The organism is Janthinobacterium lividum, from assembly GCF_034424625.1.
Classification (GTDB): domain Bacteria; phylum Pseudomonadota; class Gammaproteobacteria; order Burkholderiales; family Burkholderiaceae_D; genus Janthinobacterium; species Janthinobacterium lividum.
In genome coordinates this window covers 5,216,851-5,241,023 of the sequence record NZ_CP139976.1, presented here as the reverse complement: position 1 = coordinate 5,241,023, position 24,173 = coordinate 5,216,851, and the positions used below count along the sequence as shown (strand labels likewise).

Annotated in this window: 22 protein-coding genes and 1 pseudogene; 6 read left to right on the top strand and 17 right to left on the bottom strand. The window is 62.1% G+C overall.

The window, feature by feature from the left end; all coding sequences use genetic code 11:
- Positions 1-290 precede the first annotated feature (290 nt).
- Positions 291-593, top strand: coding sequence for a flagellar hook-basal body complex protein FliE (gene fliE / locus U0004_RS23630; protein WP_230522196.1), 303 nt, complete (start codon positions 291-293; stop codon positions 591-593).
- 80 nt (positions 594-673) lie between these two features.
- Here fliE and U0004_RS23625 read toward each other — a convergent pair whose 3' ends face one another.
- From U0004_RS23625 to U0004_RS23590, 8 genes are all read right to left on the bottom strand, one after another.
- A complete protein-coding gene (locus tag U0004_RS23625) occupies positions 674-1,420 on the bottom strand; it encodes a flagellar brake protein (protein ID WP_081345845.1) in 747 nt (248 codons plus the stop codon).
- A 25-nt stretch (positions 1,421-1,445) separates the two neighbouring features.
- Complete coding sequence (locus U0004_RS23620; RefSeq protein WP_034787205.1) at positions 1,446-1,772, bottom strand: EscU/YscU/HrcU family type III secretion system export apparatus switch protein; 327 nt, start codon at positions 1,770-1,772, stop codon at positions 1,446-1,448.
- Positions 1,765-2,952 (bottom strand): flagellar hook-length control protein FliK, encoded by a 1,188-nt coding sequence (gene fliK / locus U0004_RS23615; protein WP_070259353.1) that lies wholly within the window; start codon positions 2,950-2,952, stop codon positions 1,765-1,767. Before fliK ends, U0004_RS23620 begins: the two co-directional genes overlap by 8 nt.
- Before the next feature lie 17 nt (positions 2,953-2,969).
- On the bottom strand, positions 2,970-3,296 hold the full coding sequence (locus U0004_RS23610) for a flagellar protein FliT (RefSeq protein WP_070259351.1): 327 nt from the start codon (positions 3,294-3,296) through the stop codon (positions 2,970-2,972).
- Between the two features lie 3 nt (positions 3,297-3,299).
- Positions 3,300-3,746 (bottom strand): flagellar export chaperone FliS, encoded by a 447-nt coding sequence (gene fliS, locus U0004_RS23605; RefSeq protein ID WP_070259350.1) that lies wholly within the window; start codon positions 3,744-3,746, stop codon positions 3,300-3,302.
- Between the two features lie 21 nt (positions 3,747-3,767).
- The gene (gene fliD / locus U0004_RS23600) at positions 3,768-6,446 is read right to left on the bottom strand and encodes a flagellar filament capping protein FliD (RefSeq protein WP_231958348.1); all 2,679 of its coding nucleotides are present in this window, start codon (positions 6,444-6,446) and stop codon (positions 3,768-3,770) included.
- Positions 6,447-6,690: 244 nt separating this feature from the next.
- Complete coding sequence (locus U0004_RS23595; protein ID WP_070259348.1) at positions 6,691-7,059, bottom strand: flagellar protein FlaG; 369 nt, start codon at positions 7,057-7,059, stop codon at positions 6,691-6,693.
- Positions 7,060-7,143: 84 nt separating this feature from the next.
- A complete protein-coding gene (locus tag U0004_RS23590; protein WP_070259346.1) occupies positions 7,144-8,622 on the bottom strand; it encodes a flagellin N-terminal helical domain-containing protein in 1,479 nt (492 codons plus the stop codon).
- A 443-nt stretch (positions 8,623-9,065) separates the two neighbouring features.
- Between U0004_RS23590 and U0004_RS23585 the strand changes: the two genes are divergently transcribed.
- Genes U0004_RS23585 through U0004_RS23575 form a run of 3 tightly spaced genes read left to right on the top strand, consistent with a single transcriptional unit; the run spans position 9,066 to position 13,239 of the window.
- Positions 9,066-11,093, top strand: a complete 2,028-nt coding sequence (locus tag U0004_RS23585; protein ID WP_070259344.1) for a tetratricopeptide repeat protein — start codon at positions 9,066-9,068, stop codon at positions 11,091-11,093.
- On the top strand, positions 11,090-12,031 hold the full coding sequence (locus U0004_RS23580) for a UDP-glucuronic acid decarboxylase family protein (protein WP_046685913.1): 942 nt from the start codon (positions 11,090-11,092) through the stop codon (positions 12,029-12,031). The genes U0004_RS23585 and U0004_RS23580 overlap by 4 nt, the downstream gene beginning before the upstream one ends.
- A complete protein-coding gene (locus U0004_RS23575; protein WP_070259342.1) occupies positions 12,028-13,239 on the top strand; it encodes a class I SAM-dependent methyltransferase in 1,212 nt (403 codons plus the stop codon). The genes U0004_RS23580 and U0004_RS23575 overlap by 4 nt, the downstream gene beginning before the upstream one ends.
- Before the next feature lie 90 nt (positions 13,240-13,329).
- Here U0004_RS23575 and U0004_RS23570 read toward each other — a convergent pair whose 3' ends face one another.
- The 4 genes from U0004_RS23570 to U0004_RS23555 all read right to left on the bottom strand — a co-directional run bounded on the left by U0004_RS23570 (position 13,330) and on the right by U0004_RS23555 (position 17,899).
- Positions 13,330-14,913 carry a diguanylate cyclase gene (locus U0004_RS23570; RefSeq protein ID WP_070259341.1) on the bottom strand — a complete coding sequence of 528 codons (1,584 nt, stop codon included), beginning with the start codon at positions 14,911-14,913 and terminating at the stop codon, positions 13,330-13,332.
- Between the two features lie 201 nt (positions 14,914-15,114).
- Positions 15,115-15,762 (bottom strand): response regulator, encoded by a 648-nt coding sequence (locus U0004_RS23565; RefSeq protein WP_034753998.1) that lies wholly within the window; start codon positions 15,760-15,762, stop codon positions 15,115-15,117.
- Between the two features lie 23 nt (positions 15,763-15,785).
- A complete protein-coding gene (locus U0004_RS23560) occupies positions 15,786-17,294 on the bottom strand; it encodes a sensor histidine kinase (protein WP_231958355.1) in 1,509 nt (502 codons plus the stop codon).
- A 17-nt stretch (positions 17,295-17,311) separates the two neighbouring features.
- Positions 17,312-17,899 carry a hypothetical protein gene (locus U0004_RS23555; protein ID WP_070259339.1) on the bottom strand — a complete coding sequence of 196 codons (588 nt, stop codon included), beginning with the start codon at positions 17,897-17,899 and terminating at the stop codon, positions 17,312-17,314.
- A 115-nt stretch (positions 17,900-18,014) separates the two neighbouring features.
- On the opposite strand from U0004_RS23555, the gene greB reads away from it, so the two are divergent.
- Positions 18,015-18,581 (top strand): transcription elongation factor GreB, encoded by a 567-nt coding sequence (gene greB / locus U0004_RS23550; RefSeq protein WP_070259337.1) that lies wholly within the window; start codon positions 18,015-18,017, stop codon positions 18,579-18,581.
- Positions 18,582-18,781: 200 nt separating this feature from the next.
- Positions 18,782-19,291, top strand: a pseudogene (locus U0004_RS23545) (transposase); the annotation flags it as partial.
- 49 nt (positions 19,292-19,340) lie between these two features.
- On the opposite strand, the gene U0004_RS23540 reads toward U0004_RS23545, so the two are convergent.
- From U0004_RS23540 to U0004_RS23520, 5 genes are all read right to left on the bottom strand, one after another.
- The gene (locus U0004_RS23540; protein WP_034787076.1) at positions 19,341-21,623 is read right to left on the bottom strand and encodes a RelA/SpoT family protein; all 2,283 of its coding nucleotides are present in this window, start codon (positions 21,621-21,623) and stop codon (positions 19,341-19,343) included.
- Positions 21,624-21,704: 81 nt separating this feature from the next.
- Positions 21,705-21,908, bottom strand: coding sequence for a DNA-directed RNA polymerase subunit omega (gene rpoZ / locus U0004_RS23535; protein ID WP_010400723.1), 204 nt, complete (start codon positions 21,906-21,908; stop codon positions 21,705-21,707).
- Between the two features lie 59 nt (positions 21,909-21,967).
- A complete protein-coding gene (gene gmk / locus U0004_RS23530) occupies positions 21,968-22,606 on the bottom strand; it encodes a guanylate kinase (RefSeq protein ID WP_080753685.1) in 639 nt (212 codons plus the stop codon).
- 138 nt (positions 22,607-22,744) lie between these two features.
- Positions 22,745-23,068 carry a hypothetical protein gene (locus U0004_RS23525; protein ID WP_070259335.1) on the bottom strand — a complete coding sequence of 108 codons (324 nt, stop codon included), beginning with the start codon at positions 23,066-23,068 and terminating at the stop codon, positions 22,745-22,747.
- 3 nt (positions 23,069-23,071) lie between these two features.
- The gene (locus tag U0004_RS23520; RefSeq protein ID WP_034787070.1) at positions 23,072-23,962 is read right to left on the bottom strand and encodes a YicC/YloC family endoribonuclease; all 891 of its coding nucleotides are present in this window, start codon (positions 23,960-23,962) and stop codon (positions 23,072-23,074) included.
- Between the last annotated feature and the right edge of the window lie 211 nt (positions 23,963-24,173).

Genomic DNA, 24,173 nt, shown 5'->3' with positions numbered 1-24,173 from the left:
GGGCCGCTTCCTCAGGAGGAGGGGGCGATATGCAGAATTATCCGCCACTGTCACGCGCTTCAATCGTCCAAATAGAAGGCGCTTTTGCCGCCTGCTCGGCCGAGCGGCTGGCGTGGGCGCTGGTATTGTGGAACCCTGGCAACATGTGACGGAAGTTATTGTACCCGTCGTTGCCTGGCAAGCCAGGGTTTTGTTCTCTGGGTGCAACAGGCAAGGAACAGTTATGCAGCAGACCAGAATCGGGAGGCAAAGTGAAAACAGGCGGTATCGATAGCAGCAGGATCGAGGCGATGATCGCGCAACTGAAGTCGGCGGCCACGCGGCCGGAGGCGAAAATACCGGCGATCCAGACCGAGGTGCCGGCAGCGAAGGTGAATTTTGCCGATGCCTTCAAGAGCGCGCTGGACTCCGTGAGCGGCGCGCAAAAGGCCTCGTCGGCGCTGGGCCAGCGCTTTACCATGGGCGATGAAAAGGTCAGCCTGTCGGACGTGATGGTGTCGATGCAAAAGTCGAGCATCGAATTCCAGGCGACGGTGCAGGTGCGCAATAAACTAGTTTCTGCATATCATGAAATCATGAATATGCAGGTTTAACTGTTGATGACCCAAAACGAAGACCGGGGTCGGACCCTCAGGGTCCGACCCCAGCCCTTGCGTTCTGGGTCAACTGACGCTTAGCCCAACCCCGCCATGCGCGCATTACGTTCACGCTCCAGTCGCGTGATATAACGCTGCACGTGCGCCAGCATGCTGCGCGGCAGGTCGACGAACTGGCAGCCCAGGCGGCGGTTCAGCTTGTTGTTCAGCAGGGTCATGTCCAGCGAATTGCGAATTTGCAAAGTCGCGGTGACGATGCCGACGTCGGGCAGGTCGATGCGGCAACCGGGATAGTCCCTGCCGATGGTTTCGCCCAGCATCAGTTTATTGTCGAGGATGGCGATGCCGCCGCAGCTGATGTCGGCCAGCGGGAACAGGGTGTCGGCGCCGCCCAGCGAGGGCGGCAGGGGAATCGCGACGCGCACGGGATTGCTCACGGGCGTCGTCATGCGGTAATACTCGCGCCGCTGCAAGCGGATCAGCGTTTCTGGAATGGCAATTTTCAAGGCGGGCGTGCCGCCGTAAGTGCACTCTTCCACCAGGGCGCTGGCAAACAGGATGCGGATCTTGTCGAGCGAGGTTTCAAACGAGATGCCAGTGGCGGCCACCATGCGCCGGTTCTGGTCGGCGTTCACGGAACGGTCGAGGATGACGGTATCGCGTTCGGCATCGACTTCCAGTATGGAGGTGACGCACACATCGGATTCACCGTGGATCAGCATGCGGATCAGCTGGTTCTTTTCGCTGATGCTGCGCAGCAAGGCGATGATTTCCCGCCGCGATTCCACTTCAAAATCATGCCAGTTTTCGAGGCCGGAATCCATAATATGTGCTTGCATTGATGCCTGTCTATGTATCGGTGAGGTTGACGCTGGTGTCGGGCGGCGGCGGGATCGGCCCGCCATTCGCAGATTCAATATGATATAACCAGGCCAGCAGTTCCGCAATCGCCCGATACAGGCCGGGTGGAATCTGGCGGTCCAGGTCGACATCCATCAACAGCGCCACCAATTCCTTCGATTCATGCACGAAGACGCCGTGTTCGCGCGCCGTGCTGATGATCTGGTCCGCGATCAGGCCGCTGCCCTTGGCCACCACCTTGGGCGCTGGCGTGCCGCTCTGGTAGGCCAGCGCGACGGCCGTCTGCGGCACCTTGCGCCTGGTGTCGTCAAGCATCATCTGCTTCCGCTGGCTCGGCAGCGTCCGGTTTGCCGGCGATCGTCAGCGACGACAATGGCCATCCCGCCGCGTCGAGCGACGCTTCCAGCCGCGCCGCATGCTGGCGCAAGGTGTCGGCGCTGCCTTCGTTGCCCGCTTGCAGCTGGATGGCCACGCGGCCGCCCTGCAAGACCACGTGCGCGGCCAGATCGCCCAGCAGGGGAAACTGGAAGCGCACATTGCTGCGCCAGGCCGTCGCTTCCTCGTCGCCATCGCGGCCATCGTGCTGCTGTCCTTCCGGCGCATCCTTGCTGATATCCCACTGCATCTTCTGGCCGGGCCAGGCTTCGCCCTGCCACTGCACGCGCGCCTGTTCGTGCGTATGCAGCTGTAAATTGATCAGTTGCGCCGAGGCCAGGTCGGTACCCGTTTTGGCCATGTCGCCCTGTGCCGCCTTCTGCATTTGCGGCTCCAGCAGCAGCGACGCCAGCGGCCGCTTGCCTTCGGCCCATTCCGCCACATGCGATTCATAGAACAGGCCGCTGCTGCCGACGGCGTCGCGCAGGTTCTGGGCTACCTGGGCCGGAGCGGCGCCCGGCGTGGCCATCAGCGGCGTCTTGCCGACCAGCGACAGGGGCGCGCCGGGCACGCTTTCGGCCTGGCTGAGCACGCTGCTGATGGCGCGCGCGGTGGTGCTCAGCTCGGGCGCAGGCGTGTCGCCTGCGAGGGCGGGCAGCAGATTGGCTGGCATCAGGGGGGCACGGCTGAGCAGGGTGGCGGCCGTGCTGCTGGCGCGCGTGCCCGCCTGGGCGGCGCCGGCCTGGGGACCACGCGTTTCGGCCGCGTCCGGTTCTGCGTCCGCGTCCGCATACGTCAGCAGGGCGCTGGCGGGCTGGTCGCGGTTATTGCCGATCTGAAAAGAGGGGCGGGGATTGATGCCGATCAAGGTCAGGGGGATTTCCGTACCCGGCTGGGCGCCGGCGGGCAGCTGCATGCGGGCCGGAGTGCCGGCCACGCGCACGAGGAAGCTGCCGTCGCCCATGCGGGCCAGTACTTGTCCCTGCATGGATTTGCCGATGAGTCCCTGCAGCGAGCGCTGGAACTCGGCCTGGCGCGGGTCGGCGACGGCATCGGCCACCCGCGTGGCCTTGACCGGGGTCAAGGGCGTCATGCCGATCGCATCCATCTTCGGCAACATGGCGCCCCCGTGTGCGCTTACGCGCCGTAGGCGTTGGCCAGGCGCCGTTCAGTGCCGGTGCTGTTGATCAGCTTGGACAATTGTGCCATCCATGGCATGGTCAGGTCGCGGATCTTGCGGTCGTCTTCCAGGATCTGCTTGATCAGGGCAACCTTGCGCTGGCGGCCAGCACTTTCCAGCACGACTTTTTCTTCATTCGCCTTCAGCGTGGCTACATGCGCGCTGATGCGCTGTTCCAGCGCTTCGAGCTCGTCCCAGTCGGCGTTGGTGGCGGCGGTTACCATCTGGCCCGTCAGGGTCTGCATGGCTTCGTAGGTGGTCAGGACTTCTTGATTCGTCATCATGGGTCAGGCGCTCGCAAGGCTGGGCATACGTTTCAAATCGGCACCGGGAATGGCGGCGGGGGTGGCGCCGATGGCGTTCCAGGTTTCGCGCAGGTCGGTCAGCAGGCGCTGCACTTCTTCCAGCAGGGTAATATCGTTGTTCAGATTGGCCGTCAGCAGGCGCGCGCTCATGTACTCATACAGGGCGTCGAGGCCTTCGGCGATCTGGCCGCCCGCTTCCTTGTCCAGGCTGGCGCGCAAGCCATTGTCGATGATCTGGATGGCTTTCGAGATGGACTTGCCTTTTTCCGGCACATTGCCCGATTTCATGTGCATCTGCGCGCTGAGCACAGCCACCAGGGCGCCGTCGTACAGCATCACGATCAGCTTGTGCGGCGAGGCCGAAACGATACCCGTTTCCAGGCCGACCTTGGCATAGGCATTGACGCCGCGTTGTTGGGTTCCAAACATATGTTCTCCTGATGGTTGGGCTTAGCGGTTGGCGGCGATGGAGGCCAGCTGCTGGGTCAAATAAGTTTGCGTGGACGTTAATTTGCTCAGCGTCACGTCCAGGCGCGAATACTGGGCGCGGTAGCGCGCCTCGATGGTATTGAGCTTGTCGGCAAAGCGCTGGCGCTGGTCGGCCACATCCTTGATGCTGTTATTGATACCTGTGGTGCGGCCCGTGATGAGGCCGTCCGTACCAAGGAAGGAGGCGGCCATGTTGTTCAGCTGGTAGGCATAGCCTTGCGAAAAGCTCACCGTGCCCCGGTCGCCCAGGCCACCGCCCGTCACTTCGACCTTCAGGCCGTCGGCCGGCGAACCGGGCGCGCCTGTCAGGGTCTGGCCCGAACCGATGACGGGCTGGCCGCCGATGGTGCCGGCCACGTCCGTGCCCTTGGTGGGGGTGATGCCGGCGCCGATCAGCGACTCGACGCCCGTACCGGTCACGCTGGCCACGGCCAGGTTGGAGACGGAACCATACCGGGCCGACGCTACTACCAGGCGGCCGCTGCCATCGATCGAAGCCGTCACCGATCCGCCGTTTTCACTGAAGGTCTTCACCCCGTTGATCGACGACTGGATCATGCCAGCCAGCTGGGCGGGCGTATAGTTACCGGCAGGAATGGTCACGGTGGCCGTATTCTTGGCCGCCGCAGGGTCCGTGTCGTTCAGGGTGACGCTCCAGGTGGTGTCGCTGGCGATCGTCGTCGATGCTGGCAAGGTCAGGGCGCCCTTCAGGGTGCCCTGGCTGGCCATGTTGGTGATGTTCAGCGCATACGTGCCAGGCTTGGTGGCGGCCGTCGAACTGGTGAAGCTGACGTTGCTGTCCGTGGTTTTCCCCAGCGCGGAGAAGAGGCCGGCCACGTCCGAGAAGTTGGCGCTGATGGCCTTGTCCAGCACGGCCGAGTCCAGCACCAGGCTGCCGTCTTTCTGGAAGGTAATGCCGACCTGGTCCAGGGTCTTCAAGTTGCCGGCCAAGCCACTGATCGAGGTGCTCAGCTGCTTGCGCAACTGCGACTGGATCGATTGCGTGGTCGAATCGCCCAGCATGACGCCGGCCTGCTTGGTTTCCGCATTGTAGGACGTCATCTTGGCGATCGACGCGTTCAAGTCGTTGTAAGCCTTGACAAAGGCGGTGACGCTGGTCTTCACCGTCGACGTATCCTTGGAAACGGACAAGGAGCTGCTGCCCACCTTCAGCACGTTCAGGGTGACGCCTTCGATGGCGCTGTCGATGCTGTTCGAAGTGTTCGTGATGGGAATGCCATTGACGCTGAGCATGGTGTTCTGCGCGGCGCTGTTCTGTTTCAGGTTTTGCGTGCCCGACGCGTCGTACGACAGCAAGTCGCTCAGCGCGCTGTCGGCTGGCTGGCCATCGCTGCCGCTGAGTGAAATCTTCATGCTTGAATTGGCGCCCGACTTTGCCGAGCTCAGCACCAGATGGTGGGGCTTGTCCGAACCATCGGAAACGATGCTGGCGGTCACGCCCAGACCCGCATTGTTGATGGCGTCGCGGATGCCTTGCAGCGAGTTGTTCGTGGAATCGATGACCACCGTGCCCGTCGCCTGCGTCGCATCCTGGGTAAAGCCGCTACCGATATAGGCGCCGCCCGTGCCGGCCGTCAGTCCGGCCGCGGCCGGATTGCTGCCGGCAACCGTGATGGGGCTGCCGTTGGTCGAACTGAGCGTGATGGAACTGGCGACGGTGACGTTGAAGCCCGTGTTGGTGGCCGTGGACGCATGGCCGATGCCGCCCTTGACGTCGCCCGTCACCACTTCCTCGATCTGGATGTTCGTGCCGTCGGCGCGCGTAAATTGCAAGGTGCCGTCGGCCGCCTTGCCGGTGACGGTGATATTGGCATCGGCCAGCGCATTCGAGATGGCGTTGGGGCCGGCCAGGGTGGTGTCGAGCGAGGCGCCAGTGATGCCTGCGCCCGCAGCTACGCCATTGCCTTGCGTAACGATATTGATGCCGCCGACGGACAGCGCATAGGTGCCATCGGCACCGGTGGCAACATTGCCATAGCCGGCGAACAGGGTGGCGCTGCTGGCGGCCGGCTGTGCAGTGGCCGTCACGCCCGTGGTACTGCTCTTGGCATTGATGGCTTCGGCCAGCGCGCGCGCGCTCTTGATCGTGCTATCCGTGGGAATGGCCGTGCCATTCAGTGTCAGGGAGCCGTTGCTGATGCCATTTTGCAAAGTCGCGCCGCTGAGCGCCGTGCCGTTCATGCCGAAGGTGCCGCCGGCAACTTTACCGAGCTGGAAGGAAATGGTCGTCTTGGCGCCCGAGCCGATGGTGGAAATCTTGCTGGCGTAGCCGGCCGAGGTCAAGGTTTGCGATTGCGCCAGCTGGCTGACATTGATATTGTAGTTGCCGGCCACGGCCTTGGCGCCGGCCGTGGCCGTAAATACCAGCGGGTCGCCAGGCATTGCCGAGACGGCGCGGAAATTGTTACTGTTGCTCAGGCCGGAGAGCGACGTCTGGAAGGCGCCCACGGCGCCGCTCAGGGTGCCCAGCGCACTCAGCTTGGCCTGGTAGGAAGCGGTTTTCTTGTCATAGCCTGCCAGGGGCGCCGATTCGGCGGTCATCAGCTTTTCGATGATGGAGTTCACGTCCAGGATGCTGTTGCCGATGCCCGGGGAGGATAAGGTTGGTGCGATGGCCACTGTCTGCTCCTAGGAAAACACTAATATAAGCTGTTATCGGCAGAATTAATCAGGACTTGAGAGGGGCTTTTATGGCCCTGTTTCCTATTTGCGGAAAAGTCAGGCGGGAAATGCGGAGGACTGTTGCATGAGTGGCATGATAAAAGGCAGGGCCAGACCGGAGGTTATCTGGCTGGCCCTGGCTCGCGCTTCCCTTGCTATGTTGCGATACTGCATTGGTCTTGCGCTTGCTGCCGGCATGGGATCAGGCGCTCTGGCTGATCAGTTGGCCTTTTGCCGAGGCAAATGACTTGGCGATTTCCAGCGCTTCCCGGGTGGGGATCTGGCGCAGGACTTCCTGCGTTTCCTGGTCAATCACTTTGACCACGGTACGCTGGCTGTCTTCGTCGATGGAAAATTGCAAGCCCTGGGTTTTGACCTGTGGCGACTGGTTCAGTTCCGAAACGGCCTGGTCCAACTCTTCGCGGCTCGGTTCCTTGGCTTTGTTGGCCGTCGCGTCGATGCCGGTGTTCGCGCTGCGTACCGTCTGCGGGCGTGCGATAGCCGCTTCCGTGGATGGATAGTTCTTGTCGATGCGCGCTGCGGAGGCGGCAGCTATGGTGTCGATAGTCATGTTGCTCCCCTAGTGAAAATTCCCCTGCCGAAGAAATCCGGCAGGGGAACCTGAGTCCAGCGATGTAGCGTTGCTAATCGAAGATTAGCCGCGCAGCAGGCTCAGCACGCCGTTTGGCAACGAGTTCGCTTGTGCCAGCATGGCGGTACCAGCTTGTTGCAGGATCTGGCCACGGGTCAGGCTGGCCGTTTCTGCAGCAAAGTCGGTATCGACGATGCGGCTGCGCGAGGCAGACAGGTTTTCCGTCGTCGATTGCAGGTTGCTGATCGCCGAGGAGAAGCGCGATTGCAAAGCGCCGTACTGTGCGCGTTGGCTGTTGACCGTGGACAAGGCTGCATCCGTGATCTTCAGTGCCAGCTGAGCGCCATCAAAGGTCGTCACATCCAGGGTGGACACTGCTTTCAGGGTCGAGCCCTTGTTCACGCCTGCAGCTGCACCCGACAGGCCCAAGCCAGTTGCAGTTGTTTCGCTGACCGAGAAGCTGCTGTCGCCGTCGAAGGTGACGCGGCCGTTGGCAACTGCCGATGCCGTCGACGCTGCAACTGTTTGCGGCGAAGCCAGCTTGACACCTTTTTCATCATAGGTGCCCACGCTCAATACCGTATTGGTTTGCGTGTTGGTGATCTGGATGTCTGCGCCACTTGCGTTGCTCAGTTTGATGCCGCCTTGCGAAGCATCGTACTGGGCAGTCACGCCGGTTTTGGCCGTTTGCGCATTGATTGCGTTGATGCCAGCGGCGAAGTCGGCAGCTGTACCGGCAGTGCCAGTGACGGCGAACGATACGGTGACGGCGTCCGCTGGGGCGGAGTTATCCGAATTGATCTTGAAGGAATATGCTTCCACGCCCAACGTCAGGTTGGCGTCGGTACGCGCGTCAGCCGTTACGCCGGTATTGGCAGTTTTGGCATTCACGGCGGCAGCGATCGACTTGGCCGACGAAGTGGTTGCGGTGGCAACGGTTGCGGCGCCAAACTTGCCCGAAATTGCCAGGGCACCAGCGGCGGCTTTGCTGACCGTGCCGGCTTGGACTGCGGCATTTTCCACGCGGTTGTTGCCGTAGGTGCTGGTCAGGAAGTTCGCGCCATTGGCCGAAATCAGTTGGTTGGCATCGGCGCCGACCTGGAAGTTCGCCGTACCCATCGTGCCGTCCAGCAAAGCCTGGCCGTTGAACGAGGTGGTGGTAGCGATACGGTTCAGTTCGGAATTCAGCTGGCCGACTTCGGTTTGCAGCGCTTGACGGTCGCTGGCCGAGTTGGTGGCGTTCGACGATTGCACGGCCAGTTGGCGGATGCGTTGCAGGATGTCGCCCGAGCTCGACAGTGCGCCCTCAGCCGTTTGCGCCAGCGACACGCCGTCGTTGGCGTTGCGGGTGGCTTGCGTCATGCCGTTGATTTGCGACGTCATGCGGTCGGAAATCGACAGGCCGGCGGCATCGTCTTTGGCGCTGTTAATACGCAGACCGGAGGACAGGCGTTGCAGCGAGGTGCTCAAGGCCGATTGCGAGGTCGACAGGTTGCGTTGCGAGTTCAGGGAAGCGATGTTGGTGTTAATTACTGCAGCCATTTTAATTCTCCAGACAGGTACTACATTGCGCTATGTGCTAGTCACGTTGGTCTGCCTCTATACTTTGAAGCAATCAAACCGTCGTTGTAATGTTTATCGGTGGCTGCCTGAAAAAGTTGATAGGGAAAAACATTCTTTATTTTATTTTTTCACCCTCATTTTTCCGTGCCGCGGCACGCTAGACGACAGGTGTGGGAAAAACTTGAGGGTGGAAAATTTTTTATTTTCAGTATTTTGGGCGGCTGCTTTACGTGCACAGGAGTGATGAGGGCCTTCCTCATCATTCTGCAAAGCATCTATAAGCCCCCCCTTTCCCCTCATACTCCTCGTCTTGGCGCAAGGCGTAGCTGGTAATATTGTTACCAAATCGCACATTCCGCCTGCCGTGGCTGTCGTGGCAGCGCGATCTGGCCTAACTTCGAGCTTTTATGATAACGACTGATATGGACGCAAACAGCTCCGCCGCCGCGCCGCTGTCGCAAGAGGTAACACAGGCCATCAATGCGGCGCTGGACATGGCGCAGCAGCATTTGCGTGACAACGAGCTGGACCTAGCCGCACAACTGTTCCTGGCGGTCCTCGAACTGGCGCCGCAGGAGCCATTTGCTAATCGACAACTTGGCTTGTTGTGGATGCGGGTTGGCGACGCGGCCGCTGCCGTGCCTTGCTTTGCTGTCGTACTCGCGGCGCAACCTGATCAATCCACGAGCTGGCTCGACTATATTGAAGCGTTGATCCTGTCTGGCCAGCATGAAACGGCACAGCAAATGCTGGCGCTGGGGCGCAAGCACGGGCTCGATAGCCTGGACGCGGACCGCTTGCAACAGGCATTGCTTTTGGGCATGAATGGCATACCCGATGGGGCAGCAATGCAATCGACGCCGGCAAGGACCCCGTCCGAGTCCGATCAACAGCCGAATGCCCACATGAATGTGCTATTCGATCAGCAACGCTATGCTGAGCTGGAACGTGAGGCGCGCGCGCTGACGCGCCGCAAGGCGAATGACGGCGTGGCCTGGAAGATGCTGGGACTGGCCTTGTTGATGCAGGGGCAGCTCCGCTCCGCGTTGCCGTGCATACAAAAGGCTATCCGGCTATTGCCGCGCGATGTGGAAGTGCAGAACAATATGGGGCTGGTTCTGCAGGAATTGGGGCGGCTCGGCCCGGCGGAGCTCAGCTATCGCCGGGCGATCACCATGATGCCCGAGTTTTTCAGTGCCCATAGTAACTTGCTGATGTTGCAAAGTTACAGCGCCACGAGCGCCACAGGTCGCCACCTGGCCGAAGCCAGGCGGTACGGCAAAGCGGTGGCGTCCAGTGCCAGCAAGCCTTTCGAAAGCTGGTCTTGCCGGCGCGATGCCGCGCGCTTGCGCATCGGCATCGTCTCGGGCGACCTGCGCAAGCATCCGGTCGGATATTTCCTGGAAAGCATGCTGGCATCGCTGAACACGCGGCGAGTCGAACTGATTGCCTATCCGACCGTGATCAAGGTGGATGACTTGACGGACCGCATCGCTCCGCATTTTTCCGCCTGGCGTCCCATTGTCAACAAGACAGACGAGGAGGCCGCGAAAATGATCGAAGCTGATGGCGTGCATGTCTTGCTCGACCTGTCTGGCCATACGGCCGATAACCGGTTGCCGCTGTTTGCCTGGCGGCCCGCTCCCGTGCAGACCACCTGGCTCGGCTATTTCGCCACCACGGGCGTGCAGCAGATGGATTATCTGCTGGGCGACCGCTTTGTCGCGCCGCTGGAAGAGAGCGGCGCTTTCACGGAAACGCTGTGGCATATGCCGGACAGCTATTTGTGCTTCACTCCGCCAGACTTTGATATTTCCGTCAGCCCCTTGCCCGCCCTGGAAAACGGCTTTGTCACGTTTGCCTGCTTCAATAAACTGAACAAGATGAATGATGGCGTGGTGGCCGTGTGGGCCAGGATCTTGCATGCCGTGCCCGGTTCCCGACTGTTTCTGAGAGCGCTGCAATTGGGTGACGCAGCCGTACGCAGCCGTACTATTGCCCGGTTTTCCAGTTGTGGCATTGGCGCCGACCGCCTGCGCCTGGAGGGCGCCTTGCCGCGCGACGAACTGCTGGCCGCCTACCAGCAAGCCGACATTGTGCTCGATCCCTTCCCGTATCCGGGAGGCACGACCAGCATGGAAGCACTATGGATGGGCTTGCCCATCGTCACGCGCTGCGGCAAAAGTTTCCTGTCGCATTTAGGGGAATCGGTACTGCACAATGCGGGCTTGCCGGACTGGGTCGCCGCGGACGACGAGGAATATGTGGCCATCGCGGCCCGGAAAGCCGGAGACCTGGCGCAGCTGGCGGCCCTGCGCGCCGGCTTGCGTGCCCAGGTACTGGCCTCGCCCCTGTACGATGCGCCCCGTTTTGCGCGCCATTTCGAAGACGCCATGTGGGGCATGTGGCAGGCGCGGATGGCTGTGATTGACAACGCAGGAGAACAATGATGGCCCGTACCACCCTGATTACCGGCGGTGCCGGCTTCCTCGGTTCGCACCTGTGCGACCGCATGATCGCCGATGGCCACGATGTGTTGTGCGTGGATAATTTCTACACGGGCAGCAAGGACAATATCCGCCACCTGCTGGGCCACAAGCGCTTCGAACTGCTGCGCCACGACGTCTGGCTGCCGCTGTACGTGGAAGTGGACCGCATCTACAACCTGGCTTGCCCGGCCAGCCCCGTGCATTACCAGAATGATCCGACCTCGACCACCAAGACCTCGGTGCTGGGCGCCATCAACATGCTGGGCCTGGCCAAGCGCAAGCGCGCGCGCATCCTGCAGGCGTCCACCTCGGAAGTGTATGGCGACCCGCAAGTGCATCCGCAACGCGAGGATTACTGGGGCCACGTCAATCCGATCGGCCCGCGCGCCTGCTACGATGAGGGCAAGCGCTGCGCCGAAACCCTGTTCTTCGATTATCACCGCCAGTCGGCCGTGGATATCCGCGTCGTGCGCATCTTTAATACCTATGGCCCGCGCATGCATCCGAACGATGGCCGCGTGGTCAGCAACTTCATCGTGCAGGCGCTGCGCGGCGATCCGATCACCCTGTATGGCGATGGCCAGCAGACGCGCTCGTTCTGCTATGTCGACGACTTGATCGAAGGCATGGTGCGCATGATGAACCAGACGCAGGAAATCGGCCCCATGAACCTGGGCAATCCCGCCGAATTCACCATCCGCGAACTGGCCGAGCTGGTGCTGCGCCTGACGGAATCGAAAAGCGAACTGGTCTTCCGTCCCTTGCCGGCCGACGATCCCGTGCGCCGCCAGCCCGACATCGCCAAGGCGCGCGCCGCCCTGGAATGGGAGCCGACGGTGAGCCTGCATGATGGTTTGAAAGAAACTATTGCCTATTTCAAGAAAGTGATCTTCGCATGAAACAGCAATTGCTCCCGGCAGTGTGCCCGGTCTGTGCCCACACGGTGGCGGCAGCGTTTTTCGACGGCGGCCAGCAAGCCCTGGCCACCCTGGGCTGGCCGGCCAGTGCGGCCGAAGCGCAGGCAATGGCCGTGCAGCCGCACGATTTCGTGCAGTGCCCGCAGTGCTCCCACGTATGGAACCGCGCGTTTTCCTATGACGCCATTCCCTACCAAAACAATCCCAACCGCATGTTCAACAAGGGAGGCATCTGGAAAGGCCACCTGGCCGACACGCGCGACGTGCTGCTGGCCCAGTTACCGGCTTCGCCCACGGCGATCGACATCGGTTGCGGCGAAGGCCATTTTGTGCGCGCGCTGGCCGACGCGCGCAGCGAGCAGGGGCGTTTCATCGGCTTTGATCCGAACGCAACGCCGGAAACGGGCCGTGGCGTGGAGTTTCACGCGCGCTATTTCCAGCCGCTGCAGGACGTGCCCGAATTCGCGCCCGATGCGCTGGTGATCCGCCATGTGCTGGAACACCTGACCGACCCCGCTTCACTGGTCGAGCAGATGGCGTGGGCCGCTTCTCGCTCCGACAAACCAATCTGGCTGTTTGCCGAAGTGCCGTGCATCGACCGGGTCTTCGCCACAGGCCGCCTGGCCGATTTCTTCTATGAGCACATGTCGCATTTCACGACGGAATCGTTCCGTACCCTGATGCAGCGTGCAGGCGAGGTGGTGCAACTGGCGCATGGCTATGACGGCGAAGTGGTGTATGCGCTGGTGCGCCTGCAGATTCCGAAGGCGCTGCGCGACCAGGCGCGCCACAGCAATGCGTTTGCCGTTGCCGCCCAGCGCAGCCGCAAGACCATTGCCGCCCAGCTTGACACCCTGGCCACGGGCGGCCAGCGCGTGGCCATCTGGGGCGGTACGGGCAAGGCCGCCGCCTTCATGCATCAGTTCGGCGCCGATGCGCAGCGCTTCCCGCTGGTGGTCGATTCCGATCCCGACAAGGCCGGCACCTTCGTGCCGGGCCTGGGCCAGGAAATCGTCTACCGCGACATGCTGAAAACAGCGCCCGTCGACGTGGTCATCATCCCCACGCAATGGCGCGCGCGCGATATCGCGGCGGAAATGGCGCGCGAGGGCATTATCGCCAAGTCCATCCTGATCGAGCACGAAGGTGGCTTGATCGATTTCTTTGCCGACGAGCATCCTTACCGCTGATGCTCCCCGCCAAGTGCCCAACTGGCGCCGGAATGCAAAAATGCCGCTCGATGAGCGGCATTTCTATTGGCGCGTACCGTTTGAAGTGGCTCAGTCCGCCACCACCACCCGGTTCTTGCCCGTCTGCTTGGCCTGGTACATGGCGCGGTCGGCGCGCTTGACCAGCTCGGCCTGGTCTTCGTTGGGCAGGCGCAGGGCCACGCCGGCGGAAAAGGTGATCAAGACCTTTTCGTTGTCGTGCAGGAAGAAATGCCGGGTCAGCTCACGCTGCAGGCGCGTCATCGTCGATGACGCCGCCTCGACCGTCGTTTCCGGCAGCAGGATGAGGAATTCCTCGCCGCCGAAGCGGGCGATGACGTCCATCGAACGCAGGGTTTCCTTGACGATCTTTACCAGGTGTTTCAGCGCCGCATCGCCAGCCAGGTGGCCGTAGGTATCGTTCAGGCGCTTGAAATCGTCCAGGTCCAGCATGGCGATGCACAGCGGCGTGCCGCGGCGGTCGGAGCGGGCCGTCTCGCGCTCGAACACGTCGTCCAGGCCACGGCGGTTCAGACTGCCCGTCAGCTGGTCTTCCCGCACCAGTTCGCTCATATGCTGGAGCTTCGCTTCCAGGGTGTGGATGCGCTGTTCCGCATCCTGCACCTCCTGGCGCGCCAGCACCATCTTGTCGCGCGCGCGCAAGGCTTCGTTCTGCACCATGCGCGTTTCACGCAAGACTTCGTCGAGAACGCTGTTCAGTTCGCTGATATTTTCCGCCTGGCTGATCTTTTCCGAATAGCCGCCGATCTTTTCATGGAAGTCGCCCGTGCTGGCCGCCACTTGCCCCAGGCGGTCGATGAAGGTCATCATCATGTTCTTGACCGTCAGCTTGACGTCGGACAGGCTGTGCTTGAGCTGGCCTTGCTTGTAGATGACTTCCTTCAGGCTGCGCGTGGCGTCTTCCAGCGCGCGCTGGTCGAGCGGGCCGGCGATCAGGTTTTGCACGGCATCGACCTGGCCGCGCAGCCAGCTGTCGTCGTCGAGCAACTGGCTGACGTTATCGAGCAGCAACTTGAACAGGCGCAGCAGCAATTCCTGCTGTTCGGCCGTGTCGCCGCTTTTCAATTCGATCTGGTAGCACAGCTGTTTCAGGCGCAGGGCCGCTTCGTTCAGCGCTTCTTCCGTGTGGGCCAGCTTGATGGCCGCGCCCAGCGATTCGGCTTCTTCCACCAGCGCGGGCGTTCCCGTCAGCAAGGTGGCGACGGCAAAGCCCAGGGTGCGGCTGAGCAATTCGCGCAGGGTGCGCGTCTGTTCGCCGTCCGGCAGGGGCGGCAATTCGATGCCGCCGCCTTTCTTGACCTGTTTTTCCGCCAGTTGTGCCAGGGTGCGCGCATAGCTGTCCCAGTCGCGCGCTTTCAGGGCGCGCTGGAAGCGCCGGCCAAAGTCGCCCAGTTCGCCTGCCGATTCGCTCATCTTGGCGGCAAACTGCGTCAGGACGTTTTCCGCGCCGCTTTCCGCGCCTTTTTCTACATTGGCGCTGGCAGCGAGCACGGCTCCCGGCGCGGCAGGGCTGTCCGCCGGTTCGCTGATGCCGGCGATTTCATTGTAGATATCGCGGTAGGCGCTCGGCGTGGGGGCGATGCGGCGGGTGGCCAGGCGGCGAAACGCTTCGCGGGCGATATCGGCCGGGTTCATTGCCGCAGCGGCGGCAGTACTCGTGGCGCCAGCGGGAGCGCTTGCTGGTGAAGATGGCAATTTACTGGACATGTAGGCACAGCCTTTTTAGATATTTCTCATTATCCTCATGATATGCGAGTTGGCAAAGAACTTATTGTGCGAGAAGCAAGGAGAAGTCCTGTCAATTCGCCCGATGCCAGCATGCATGCCGCTTTGCCGTCAATCCACCAGCTGGTTGCGGATGGCGTAATGTGTCAGTTCGGCACTGTTCTTGAGTTTCATCTTGACCAGCAGGCGGGCGCGGTATTCGCTGACGGTTTTCACGGACAATTTCAGCTCTTCGGCGATGGCGCCCACGGCCTTGCCCGAGGCGATCATGACCAGGGTCTGGTATTCGCGGTCCGACAGGGTATCGTGCAAGGCCGTTTCGTGGTCTTCGCCCACCGTGTTGGCCAGTTCCTGCGCCAGCGATGCGCTGATGTATTTCAAGCCCTGCGCCACCTGGCGGATGGCCGTGACCAGTTCGCGCGGCGCGCTCTGTTTCGTCAGGTAGCCGGCTGCGCCCGCCTTGAGCGAACGGATGGCGTACTGGTCCTCGCGGTGCATGGAAAGCATCAGCACGGCCAGTTCCGGCTTTTCCTTCTTGATCTGCTTGAGCACCTCGATGCCGCTGCGGTCGGGCAGGGAGATGTCGAGCAGCAACACCTGGCATTTCGAGCCGCGGAACAGTTTGATGGCGTCGTGGCCATTTTCGGCCTCGCCGGCCACGATGATGTCCTTCGTATCAGCGAGGATTTGCTTCAAGCCCTCGCGCACGATCGCGTGATCGTCGGCGATGAATACCCGGATGGTGGCTTTTTCTTTCATGACTGCGTTGTTTCCTATCTAATTCACCCACTGGCCGCTTCTGGTGGCGGCCCGCTGTGCGCGGGCGCACTGGCTGCAGCCGCTATTATCGCCTCTCGTGGCGTGGTCAGCCGGATTTTTATGCTGAGGATGGTGCCGCCATCGGGCCCATCCATCAGGCTCAGGGTGCCGCCCAGCGCGCTGGCGCGTTCGGCCATGCCGCGGATGCCGAACGATTGCGGCTTGGCGCGATCGGACAGGCGCATGCCGACGCCGTTGTCGGCGATGGTCAGGCGCAGATGCTGGCGCTGCCTGGCCAGGCGCACGCTGACCTTGCTCGCCTGCGCATGCTTGGCGATATTCGTCAGCGCCTCCTGGGCGATGCGGAACAGGCTGGTCGCCTGATCCAGCTCCAGTTCGATGTGCTGGCGGTTCGATATGAACTGGCATTCGATGCCGGCCTGGCGCGCGAATTCCTTCACTTGCCAGTCCAGCGCGGCGACCAGGCCCAGGTCCAGCATGGAGGGGCGCAAGTCCAGCGAAATGCGGTGCACGGCGTCGATGCTGCGGTCGACCAGGGCATCGACATAGTCGGCCTTTTCCTGCAGCAGCGGGTCGTCCGGCGGCAGGCGGCGCGCCAGCATGGCCAGCGCCATCTTGATCGCCGTCAAATTGCCGCCCAGGTCATCGTGCAGTTCGCGCGCCAGGCGCGTGCGTTCGTGTTCCTTGACCTTGTCGATATGCGCAGTCAGTTCGGCCAGGCGGGCGCGCGACTGGCGCACTTCGATCTGTTCCAGCCGGCTTTCCGTGATATTCGTCATGATGCCTTCCCACTGCACCGTGCCGTCGGCCAGCGCGCGCGGCGTGGAGCGCAGGTTGATCCATTTGACGTCTTTCCAGGCATCGATCCAGATGCGGCCTTCCCAGTTCCAGCTCCACAAGGCGTTTTTTGAGGCCTGCATCGATTCCAGATACGAGGCGCGGTCGTCGGCCAGGATCAATTGATAGAACAGTTCCGGACGCGCATGCAGCTGTGCCGGCCCCAGGCCCAGCAGGGCCTGGCAGCCGTCGCTCAGGTAGGCAAAGGATGCCCGTCCATCCGCATGCAGGCAGAACTGGTACACGAGGCCAGGCGTATTCGAGACGATGGCGTTGAAGCGCGACTGCACCTGCGCCAGGGCCGCGGCCGTCGCCTGCGGCGTGTACAAGTCTTCGCCCTCGGCCAGGAGCAGGGCGCGTCCCTGGCGGCTGGCGCGCGACAGTTGCAGGCTGAGCGAATACAGGCTGCCATCGCGGCGGCGCTGCTGTACATGCAGCCGGGCTTGCGCGCCGATGCTGTCGTCCAGGGCCGCCAGCACGGCGGCCAAGTGCTGCGCGTCCAGCTGCGGCGCCAGCGTGAACGGCGTCATCGCCAGCAATTCCTGGCGCGTGTACTGCAAGTTGTCGCAGGCGGCGTCGTTGGCATCGAGCAATTGCAAGCTGGCAGAGTCGTACAGGTAGATTTCCGGCGCCGCCGCGCGCATGGCGGGGGCCAGCTGGAGAGTGTCGTGCATGGAGTCGTCTTTCTTCATCAGCGGCGCGCGCGCCAGAAGGCGGCGAAGCGGCGCAGCACCCTGGCTGGACGGGAATTATGCCGGCCTGGCGTACCCTTGCGCAAGCGTTGCCACCAGGCACGGCGGGCGCGGCCCAGCGTGGCCGACAGGCGGCTGATCCTGCGCCACGGACGCGTGGCGCGCAGGCGGGCGATCCAGCGGTCCTTGGTTTCCATGAACAGGCCATGCCAGCGCGCAAACCACGGCAAGGTCAGCAGAGTGGGGCGCGTCAGGCTGTACAGGCGGGCCACGGCGGCCGCGCCACCCAGCTTGGCGATGACGATCACGCCGATGCCGGAAAACGCATGGCCGCGCGCGATCGCCAGCAGGGCCAGCAGCTTGACGGGAAACAGCAGTACGGCCGGCAGCACGAAGATGGCCAGCGCCCAGTACGGCGGCAGGCGCCTGATCCACGCTTCCAGTGCATGCAGGGGCGGAAATTGCGCCACCACCTGCATGATGCGCGCACCCGTCGCCCACAGCCATTCCTCGATCAGCAGGAAGATGGCGGCCAGGTAGACCAGCGGCGCGAACAGCCAGCGCCTGACTCTGTAGAATTTTTTCATCCGTCTCCGTGTGCGGCGCAGGTTTGCCGCGATTGCCACGATGATACGTCAAAAAAGCCCGTCTGCCCCCGCATCCCGTGTGCCTGCGGGTCCCTGGCGGGGCTACAATAGGCAGATGAATAAAGCCTTTGTAAAAGAATCCGACAACGACGACGATGAAGAAGCGGCCGCGCTGGCGCTGGCCATTCCCGCCGGCGCCAAGAACTACATCACGCCGGCCGGTTACCAGCGCATCAAGGATGAGCTGCTGCAGCTGATCGACGTCGACCGTCCGGAAGTGGTGCGCATCGTCCATTGGGCGGCGTCGAATGGCGACCGTTCGGAAAATGGCGACTATATCTACGGCAAGCGGCGCCTGCGCGAAATCGACCGCCGCATCCGCTTCCTGACCAAGCGCATGGACCTGGCCGCCATCGTCGACCCCAGCGTGCACCATGGCAACGACCAGGTGTTTTTCGGCGCCACGGTAACTTACCGCACCAGCGACGGCGAAACGCACACGATCACCATCGTCGGCATCGATGAATTCGACCCCCTGAACGGCAAGATCAGCTGGATCTCGCCCATGGCCCGCACTATCACCAAGGCGCGCGAAGGCGACGTGATCACCCTCACCACACCGCTGGGCGAGCAGGAACTGGAGTTGCTGGAAGTGACGTATCCGGCGCCGGGGGAGGGGTAGTTTGCGGTGGCGCAGGGCGGGCGCTGACAGGCATGTCAGGCTGGGGCTTTTCCCGATGGGAGTGTCTTATGGCCCGCATCCAGCGTTTGTTTATGCCGGGCATGCCCTTGCATGTGGTGCAGCGTGGGGCGGACAGGCAATCATGTTTCTTTGAGCCTGCCGATTTCCTTTGGTATTGACAACAATTACAACGACACTCGCGTACGCAAGGCTGCGCGCTGCATGCTTATGTGCTGATGACGAATCATGTGCATTTGCTGCTCTCCGTGGATAGTGTCCGGGCTGTCTCGCGCATGATGAAGGCCCTGGGGCAGGAGTACGCTCACTACATCAACTGGCGCCGCCGCCGTACCGGACCGCTATGGGATGGGCGCTACAAGTCCTGTGTCGTGCAGGATACGACCTATCTGCTGGTATGCCAGCGTTATATTGAGCTCAATCCCGTGCGTGCCGGCATGGTGCGCTATCCGGGGCATTACCGCTGGTCCAGCTATCGGTGCAATGCCGAGGGGAAGGACGATGCCTTGGTCCGGCCACATCCACTTTATTTCAGCATGGGGAAAAACCAGGGGGAGCGACGGCACGCCTATGCCGCTTTATTTCATGCCGATGAGGAAGCGGCGCTGCAGGCTTTACGTGCCGCCAGCCGTGGCAATGGGGCGGTGGGAAGTGACGAGTTTGTGAGGGAATTGCAAACCCGTAAAGCGTAAGGGCCGGGGTCGGACCCTGAGGGTCCGACCCCAGTCTTCGCTTTGGGTTTTAGTTACGTTCGCGCAGGATGCGGTTGACCCCGGCTACCCGGCGCACATTGCGCAGCAGGGCGGCCAGGTGGACCCTGTCCTTGACTTGCACGGTGAAGCGCAGCTGGTCGAGGACGTTGTCCTTGTCTTCGTCCATGCCGACATAGATGATGTTGGCGTCGGACTCGCCGATTTCGGCGGCCACGCGGGCGAGGATGCCCCGTTCGCTGTTGATCAGCACCTTGATGCGGCAGTCGAAGCGACGGTTCAGTTCGGTTCCCCAGCGCACGGCGATCCAGCGGTCCGGTTCCTTGGCGCGCTGGCGCTTCGCTTGCGAGCAGTCGCTCGTGTGTACCAGCAGCCCCTGGTCGCGGCGCAGCTGGCCGATGATCTGGTCGCCCGGGATCGGTAGGCAGCATGGCGCCAGCTGTACTGAAACGCCTTCGCTGCCGCAGATGGTGACGGGGTCGAGCTCGCTGCCGCTATTGTGTTCCACCGGCATGCTTGCCGCTTCGCCGCCGATCAGGCCGAAGATATGGCGCGCCACCAGGGTGGCCATGCGCTTGCCGATGCCGATGTCCGCGTACAGCTCGTCCATGGAATTGGCGCTCGATTCGTTGAGCAGGCGTTCGATCAATGGCGCCGGCAGGTCGGCGTCGATGTTCAGGGTGTGCAGCGCCTGCGACAGCAATTGCTGGCCCAGGGCGATCGATTCGGGCAGGTTGATCGTGCGCAAATGGTGGCGGATGGCCGAACGGGCCTTGCCGGTGCGCACGAATGACAGCCAGGTCGGGCTGGGGCGCGACGAAGAATCGGTGATAATTTCCACAATGTCGCCATTGTGCAGCTCGGTGCGCAGGGGCGAGGTTTCGTTGTTGATCTTGACGGCCACGGTCTGGTCGCCGATGCCCGTATGGATCGAGTAGGCGAAGTCGATGGCCGTGGCGCCGCGCGGCAGGGCGATGATCTTCGACTTCGGTGTAAACACGTAGACGGAATCGGGGAACAGGTCGACCTTGACGTGTTCGAGGAATTCGGCCGAGTCGCCCGTCTGCTGCTGGATGTCGAGCAAGGATTGCAGCCAGGCATGCGTGCGCTGCTGCAGATCGGACGGGTTCGATTCGCCGCTCTTGTACAGCCAGTGCGCCGCTACGCCGGATTCGGCCGTGCGGTGCATTTCCTGGGTGCGGATCTGGAATTCGACGGGCGTGCCGTAGGGACCGATGACGGTCGTGTGCAGCGACTGGTAGCCGTTCAGCTTGCGGATCGCGATGTAATCCTTGAACTTGCCCGGCATGGGCTTGTACAGGCTGTGCAGGGTGCCTAGGGTCACGTAACAGTCGGCAAAGCTGCCGACCACCACGCGGAAACCGTACACGTCCAGCACTTGCGAGAACGACAAATGCTTGCTGCGCATCTTCTTATAGATGTCGTACAGGGTCTTTTCGCGGCCCGTGACGTCGGCCTCGAGTTCGGCCATGGACAAGGTGCTTTTCACCGCTTCCATGATCTTGTTGACTACTTCGCGCCGGTTGCCGCGCGCCGCCTTGACGGCTTTCGCCAGGGTGCGGTAGCGCATCGGGTACAGGTGCGAGAACGACAGGTCCTGCAGCTCGTGGTAAATATTGTTCAGGCCGAGGCGGTGCGCGATCGGCACGTACACTTCCATGGTCTCGCTGGCGATGCGGCGCTTTTTTGCCGCCGTCATGAAATCCAGCGTGCGCATATTGTGCAGGCGGTCGGCCAGCTTGATGAGGATCACGCGCACGTCGGACGCCATGGCCAGCAGCATCTTGCGGAAGTTTTCCGCCTGCGCTTCGATCTGGCTCTGGAATTCGATCTTTTCCAGCTTCGACAGGCCGTCGACCAGGTGCGCCACGGGTGCGCCGAAGCGCTCGATCAATTCATCCTTCTTGACGTCCTGGTCTTCCATCACGTCATGCAGCAGGGCGGCCATGATGGCTTGCGCGTCGAGCTTCCAGTCGGCGCAGATTTCGGCGACGGCGATCGGATGCGAGATATACGGCTCGCCCGAGCGGCGCATCTGGCCCAGGTGCATTTCGTCGGAGAAGCGGTAGGCTTCCTTGACTTTTTTCAGGTCGGCAGGGGAAAGGTATTCGGCCAGCTTGTCGGCCAGGTGGCTAACGGAGGCCACGCCCAAGGCGGGCGCTGGCGGTGCTGCGGGGGTATTGCTGCCGGACGTGCCGGTGCCGGGCGCGGAAGCGCCCTGCGATTTTGCCGCCTGGCGAGAGGCCAGGGACGGCAGTGCTGCGGAAGTCGTGTCGGCTGGGGTCAGACTCATAAAACGTCGCGTTGCTTCACAGTGTGAATAAAGGATACGGTAGAACCAGGGGTCAGCACTGTTCCGGCACGCGGCTTCCCACTACATCGGGACCTTTTTCAGCATTTCGATGCCGACTTTACCGGCAGCGATTTCACGCAGTGCGACAACGGTAGGCTTGTCCTTGGCTTCCACCTTAGGGGTGTGGCCTTGCAACAACTGACGTGCGCGATAAGTCGCAGCCAGGGTCAGCTGAAAACGGTTAGGGATCTGCTTCAGGCAATCTTCGATTGTGATACGGGCCATAGTAACTCCTAAATTTTATGCGTGGTGCGGGGCGCTGTGTGAACTGGCGTGCAGACTAATTACTCTGCGTGCAGGCCCAGCTGGGCGAATAGCGATGCGTTGCGGGCCGCTTGTTGCGCAAACCGGCAACGGGCCGCTCTCACGATCGCGCTCAGTTCGGACAAAGCGACCGTAAACTCTTCATTGATAATAACATACTCGAACTCGGGAGCGTGTGCGATTTCGCCGCCAGCCGCCAGCAGGCGGCGCGTGATCACGTGCGGCTCGTCCTGGCCGCGCTTGTTCAAGCGTTCTTCCAGCGCATCGATCGATGGCGGCAGGATGAAAATGCCGGCCGCGCGGGGGAATTGCTTGCGCACCTGGCGCGCGCCTTGCCAGTCGATTTCCAGCAGGATGTCGGTGCCGGCGGCCATTTGCTGTTCCACCATGATGCGCGAGGTGCCGTAGTAATTGCCATGGACTTCCGCCCATTCCAGGAATTCGCCCTGGTCGGCGCGCGCGACAAAGTCTTCCGCCGTCGTGAAATAGTACTCGCGGCCGTGCTGCTCGCCCGGACGGGGCGCGCGCGTGGTGGTCGAGATCGACAATTTGATGCCGGGCTCTTGCGCCAGCAATGCATTGACCAGTGTCGATTTGCCGGCGCCCGATGGCGCGGCGACCACGAACAGGCTGCCGGAGAAGGCGGTAGGGTGGCTCATGCGGATCTTTCCATATGCGTGTGATGGCGGCGTTTGCGCTTGCACGGGCGCCGCCCAATCCGGTATTTTACCAAGAGGCAAGGCGGCGGGCCAGCCCCCGCTGGCGACATGGTAAAAAATCAAGCTGGCCGGGGCGTTTCAGCGGGGCAGCCGTCCCAGCGTGATTTCGCCCGTGTTCAGGACGATGGCCCGGCCATTCACATCTGTACAGTCGCGGTTGCTGATGCGCACGACCGTGCTGTCGACCGACACTTCCGCGCCCAGGCTGCTGCGCGAGCAGATGCGGTAGGAGGCGGCATCGGCGCCCGTGTAGATGGATGCGCCGCGCTCCTTGAGGGCAAAACAGCCGGCCGTGCAGCTTTCGATCGCATATGGCGACGGCAACTGCGCCGTTTGCGCCTGCGCTCCGGCTGCCAGCAGCGCCAGCAAGGCGGCGAATGTCCCTGTGCGTGGCGTGGTCATGGCTTACTCCAGGTTCTGCACTTGTTCGCGCATCTGCTCGATCAGCAGCTTCAAGTCCATCGAGGCGTCGGCCAGCTCCTTGACGGACGCCTTGGCGCCCAGCGTATTGGCTTCGCGATTGAGTTCCTGCATCATGAAGTCGAGGCGCTTGCCTACTTGCCCGCCCTTGGTGAGGATGTGGCGCGTTTCGCCCAGGTGCGCCGACAGGCGTGCCAGTTCTTCCGACACGTCGATGCGGATGCCGTACAGGATGACTTCCTGACGGATGCGTTCCATGGCGTCCTGGCGCGACAGGGCCGAATTCGAGCCCTGGCTGGCCAGGCCCAGCGCATCCTGCATGCGTTCGATGGCTTTTTGCTGGAAGGCCGCCACCACTTGCGGTATCAATGGCGTGATGCGCTTGACGATGGCTTCCATCGCTTCGATGCGCGACACCAGCACCGCTTCGAGCGCCGCGCCTTCGCGCTTGCGGCTGTCGACGAAGGCCGCCACGGTGCGCTTGGTCAGCGCGCCCACGTCCGCCTGCAAGGACTCCTGCCCTACTTGCGCTTCTTCGATGATGCCAGGCCAGCGCAACAGTTCGGCCACCGTCATGACGGGGGCGGAGACAAAATGCTGGCCTACTTCGTTTTGCAGGCGCGCCAGTTCGGCCAGCAGGGGCAGGTTCAGGGCCTGCGTGCCTGCCGTCGCGGCCTTGCGGCCAAAGCTCAGGCGTACCTCGACTTTGCCGCGCGTGATGGCGGACATGACAGCGGCGCGCAAGTCTGGCTCCAGGGCCCGCAGATCGTCGTTGATCCGGAATTGCAGGTCGAGAAAGCGCGAGTTGACGCTCTTGATTTCAATTGTCAGTGTGCCTGCAGCACCTTCGCTGGTGGCAACCGCGTAGCCTGTCATGCTTGAAATGCTCAAAGGATTCCCCGATTTGATCTTGTATACAGTCACTTATACACTTAATCAGCCAGCGCAGGCAATACCGCCCGCGCCGCAAAACAGGACCGAAGAGCACGATGGCCTGAAAATTGCTGAATAGTGTGCGTTTTACGGCATTGTAAAGAAAATTGTGTTTGGCGGGGCAGGATTGTAGGGATCATGTGTGCGCCGCCTG

What these genes read in the sequence shown, in the direction of transcription:
- U0004_RS23575 (WP_070259342.1), top strand. Translation starts at nt 12,028, where the DNA reads ATGAAACAGCAATTGCTCCCGGCAGTGTGCCCGGTCTGTGCCCACACG.
- U0004_RS23585 (WP_070259344.1), top strand. Translation starts at nt 9,066, where the DNA reads ATGGACGCAAACAGCTCCGCCGCCGCGCCGCTGTCGCAAGAGGTAACA.
- gmk (WP_080753685.1), bottom strand. Translation starts at nt 22,606, where the DNA reads ATGAGCCACCCTACCGCCTTCTCCGGCAGCCTGTTCGTGGTCGCCGCG.
- greB (WP_070259337.1), top strand. Translation starts at nt 18,015, where the DNA reads ATGAATAAAGCCTTTGTAAAAGAATCCGACAACGACGACGATGAAGAA.
- U0004_RS23620 (WP_034787205.1), bottom strand. Translation starts at nt 1,772, where the DNA reads ATGCTTGACGACACCAGGCGCAAGGTGCCGCAGACGGCCGTCGCGCTG.
- fliK (WP_070259353.1), bottom strand. Translation starts at nt 2,952, where the DNA reads ATGTTGCCGAAGATGGATGCGATCGGCATGACGCCCTTGACCCCGGTC.
- U0004_RS23580 (WP_046685913.1), top strand. Translation starts at nt 11,090, where the DNA reads ATGATGGCCCGTACCACCCTGATTACCGGCGGTGCCGGCTTCCTCGGT.
- U0004_RS23595 (WP_070259348.1), bottom strand. Translation starts at nt 7,059, where the DNA reads ATGACTATCGACACCATAGCTGCCGCCTCCGCAGCGCGCATCGACAAG.
- fliS (WP_070259350.1), bottom strand. Translation starts at nt 3,746, where the DNA reads ATGTTTGGAACCCAACAACGCGGCGTCAATGCCTATGCCAAGGTCGGC.
- U0004_RS23565 (WP_034753998.1), bottom strand. Translation starts at nt 15,762, where the DNA reads ATGAAAGAAAAAGCCACCATCCGGGTATTCATCGCCGACGATCACGCG.
- fliE (WP_230522196.1), top strand. Translation starts at nt 291, where the DNA reads ATGATCGCGCAACTGAAGTCGGCGGCCACGCGGCCGGAGGCGAAAATA.
- U0004_RS23590 (WP_070259346.1), bottom strand. Translation starts at nt 8,622, where the DNA reads ATGGCTGCAGTAATTAACACCAACATCGCTTCCCTGAACTCGCAACGC.
- U0004_RS23625 (WP_081345845.1), bottom strand. Translation starts at nt 1,420, where the DNA reads ATGGATTCCGGCCTCGAAAACTGGCATGATTTTGAAGTGGAATCGCGG.
- U0004_RS23610 (WP_070259351.1), bottom strand. Translation starts at nt 3,296, where the DNA reads ATGATGACGAATCAAGAAGTCCTGACCACCTACGAAGCCATGCAGACC.
- U0004_RS23560 (WP_231958355.1), bottom strand. Translation starts at nt 17,294, where the DNA reads ATGCACGACACTCTCCAGCTGGCCCCCGCCATGCGCGCGGCGGCGCCG.
- U0004_RS23570 (WP_070259341.1), bottom strand. Translation starts at nt 14,913, where the DNA reads ATGAACCCGGCCGATATCGCCCGCGAAGCGTTTCGCCGCCTGGCCACC.
- U0004_RS23520 (WP_034787070.1), bottom strand. Translation starts at nt 23,962, where the DNA reads ATGACAGGCTACGCGGTTGCCACCAGCGAAGGTGCTGCAGGCACACTG.
- U0004_RS23525 (WP_070259335.1), bottom strand. Translation starts at nt 23,068, where the DNA reads ATGACCACGCCACGCACAGGGACATTCGCCGCCTTGCTGGCGCTGCTG.
- U0004_RS23540 (WP_034787076.1), bottom strand. Translation starts at nt 21,623, where the DNA reads ATGAGTCTGACCCCAGCCGACACGACTTCCGCAGCACTGCCGTCCCTG.
- rpoZ (WP_010400723.1), bottom strand. Translation starts at nt 21,908, where the DNA reads ATGGCCCGTATCACAATCGAAGATTGCCTGAAGCAGATCCCTAACCGT.
- U0004_RS23555 (WP_070259339.1), bottom strand. Translation starts at nt 17,899, where the DNA reads ATGAAAAAATTCTACAGAGTCAGGCGCTGGCTGTTCGCGCCGCTGGTC.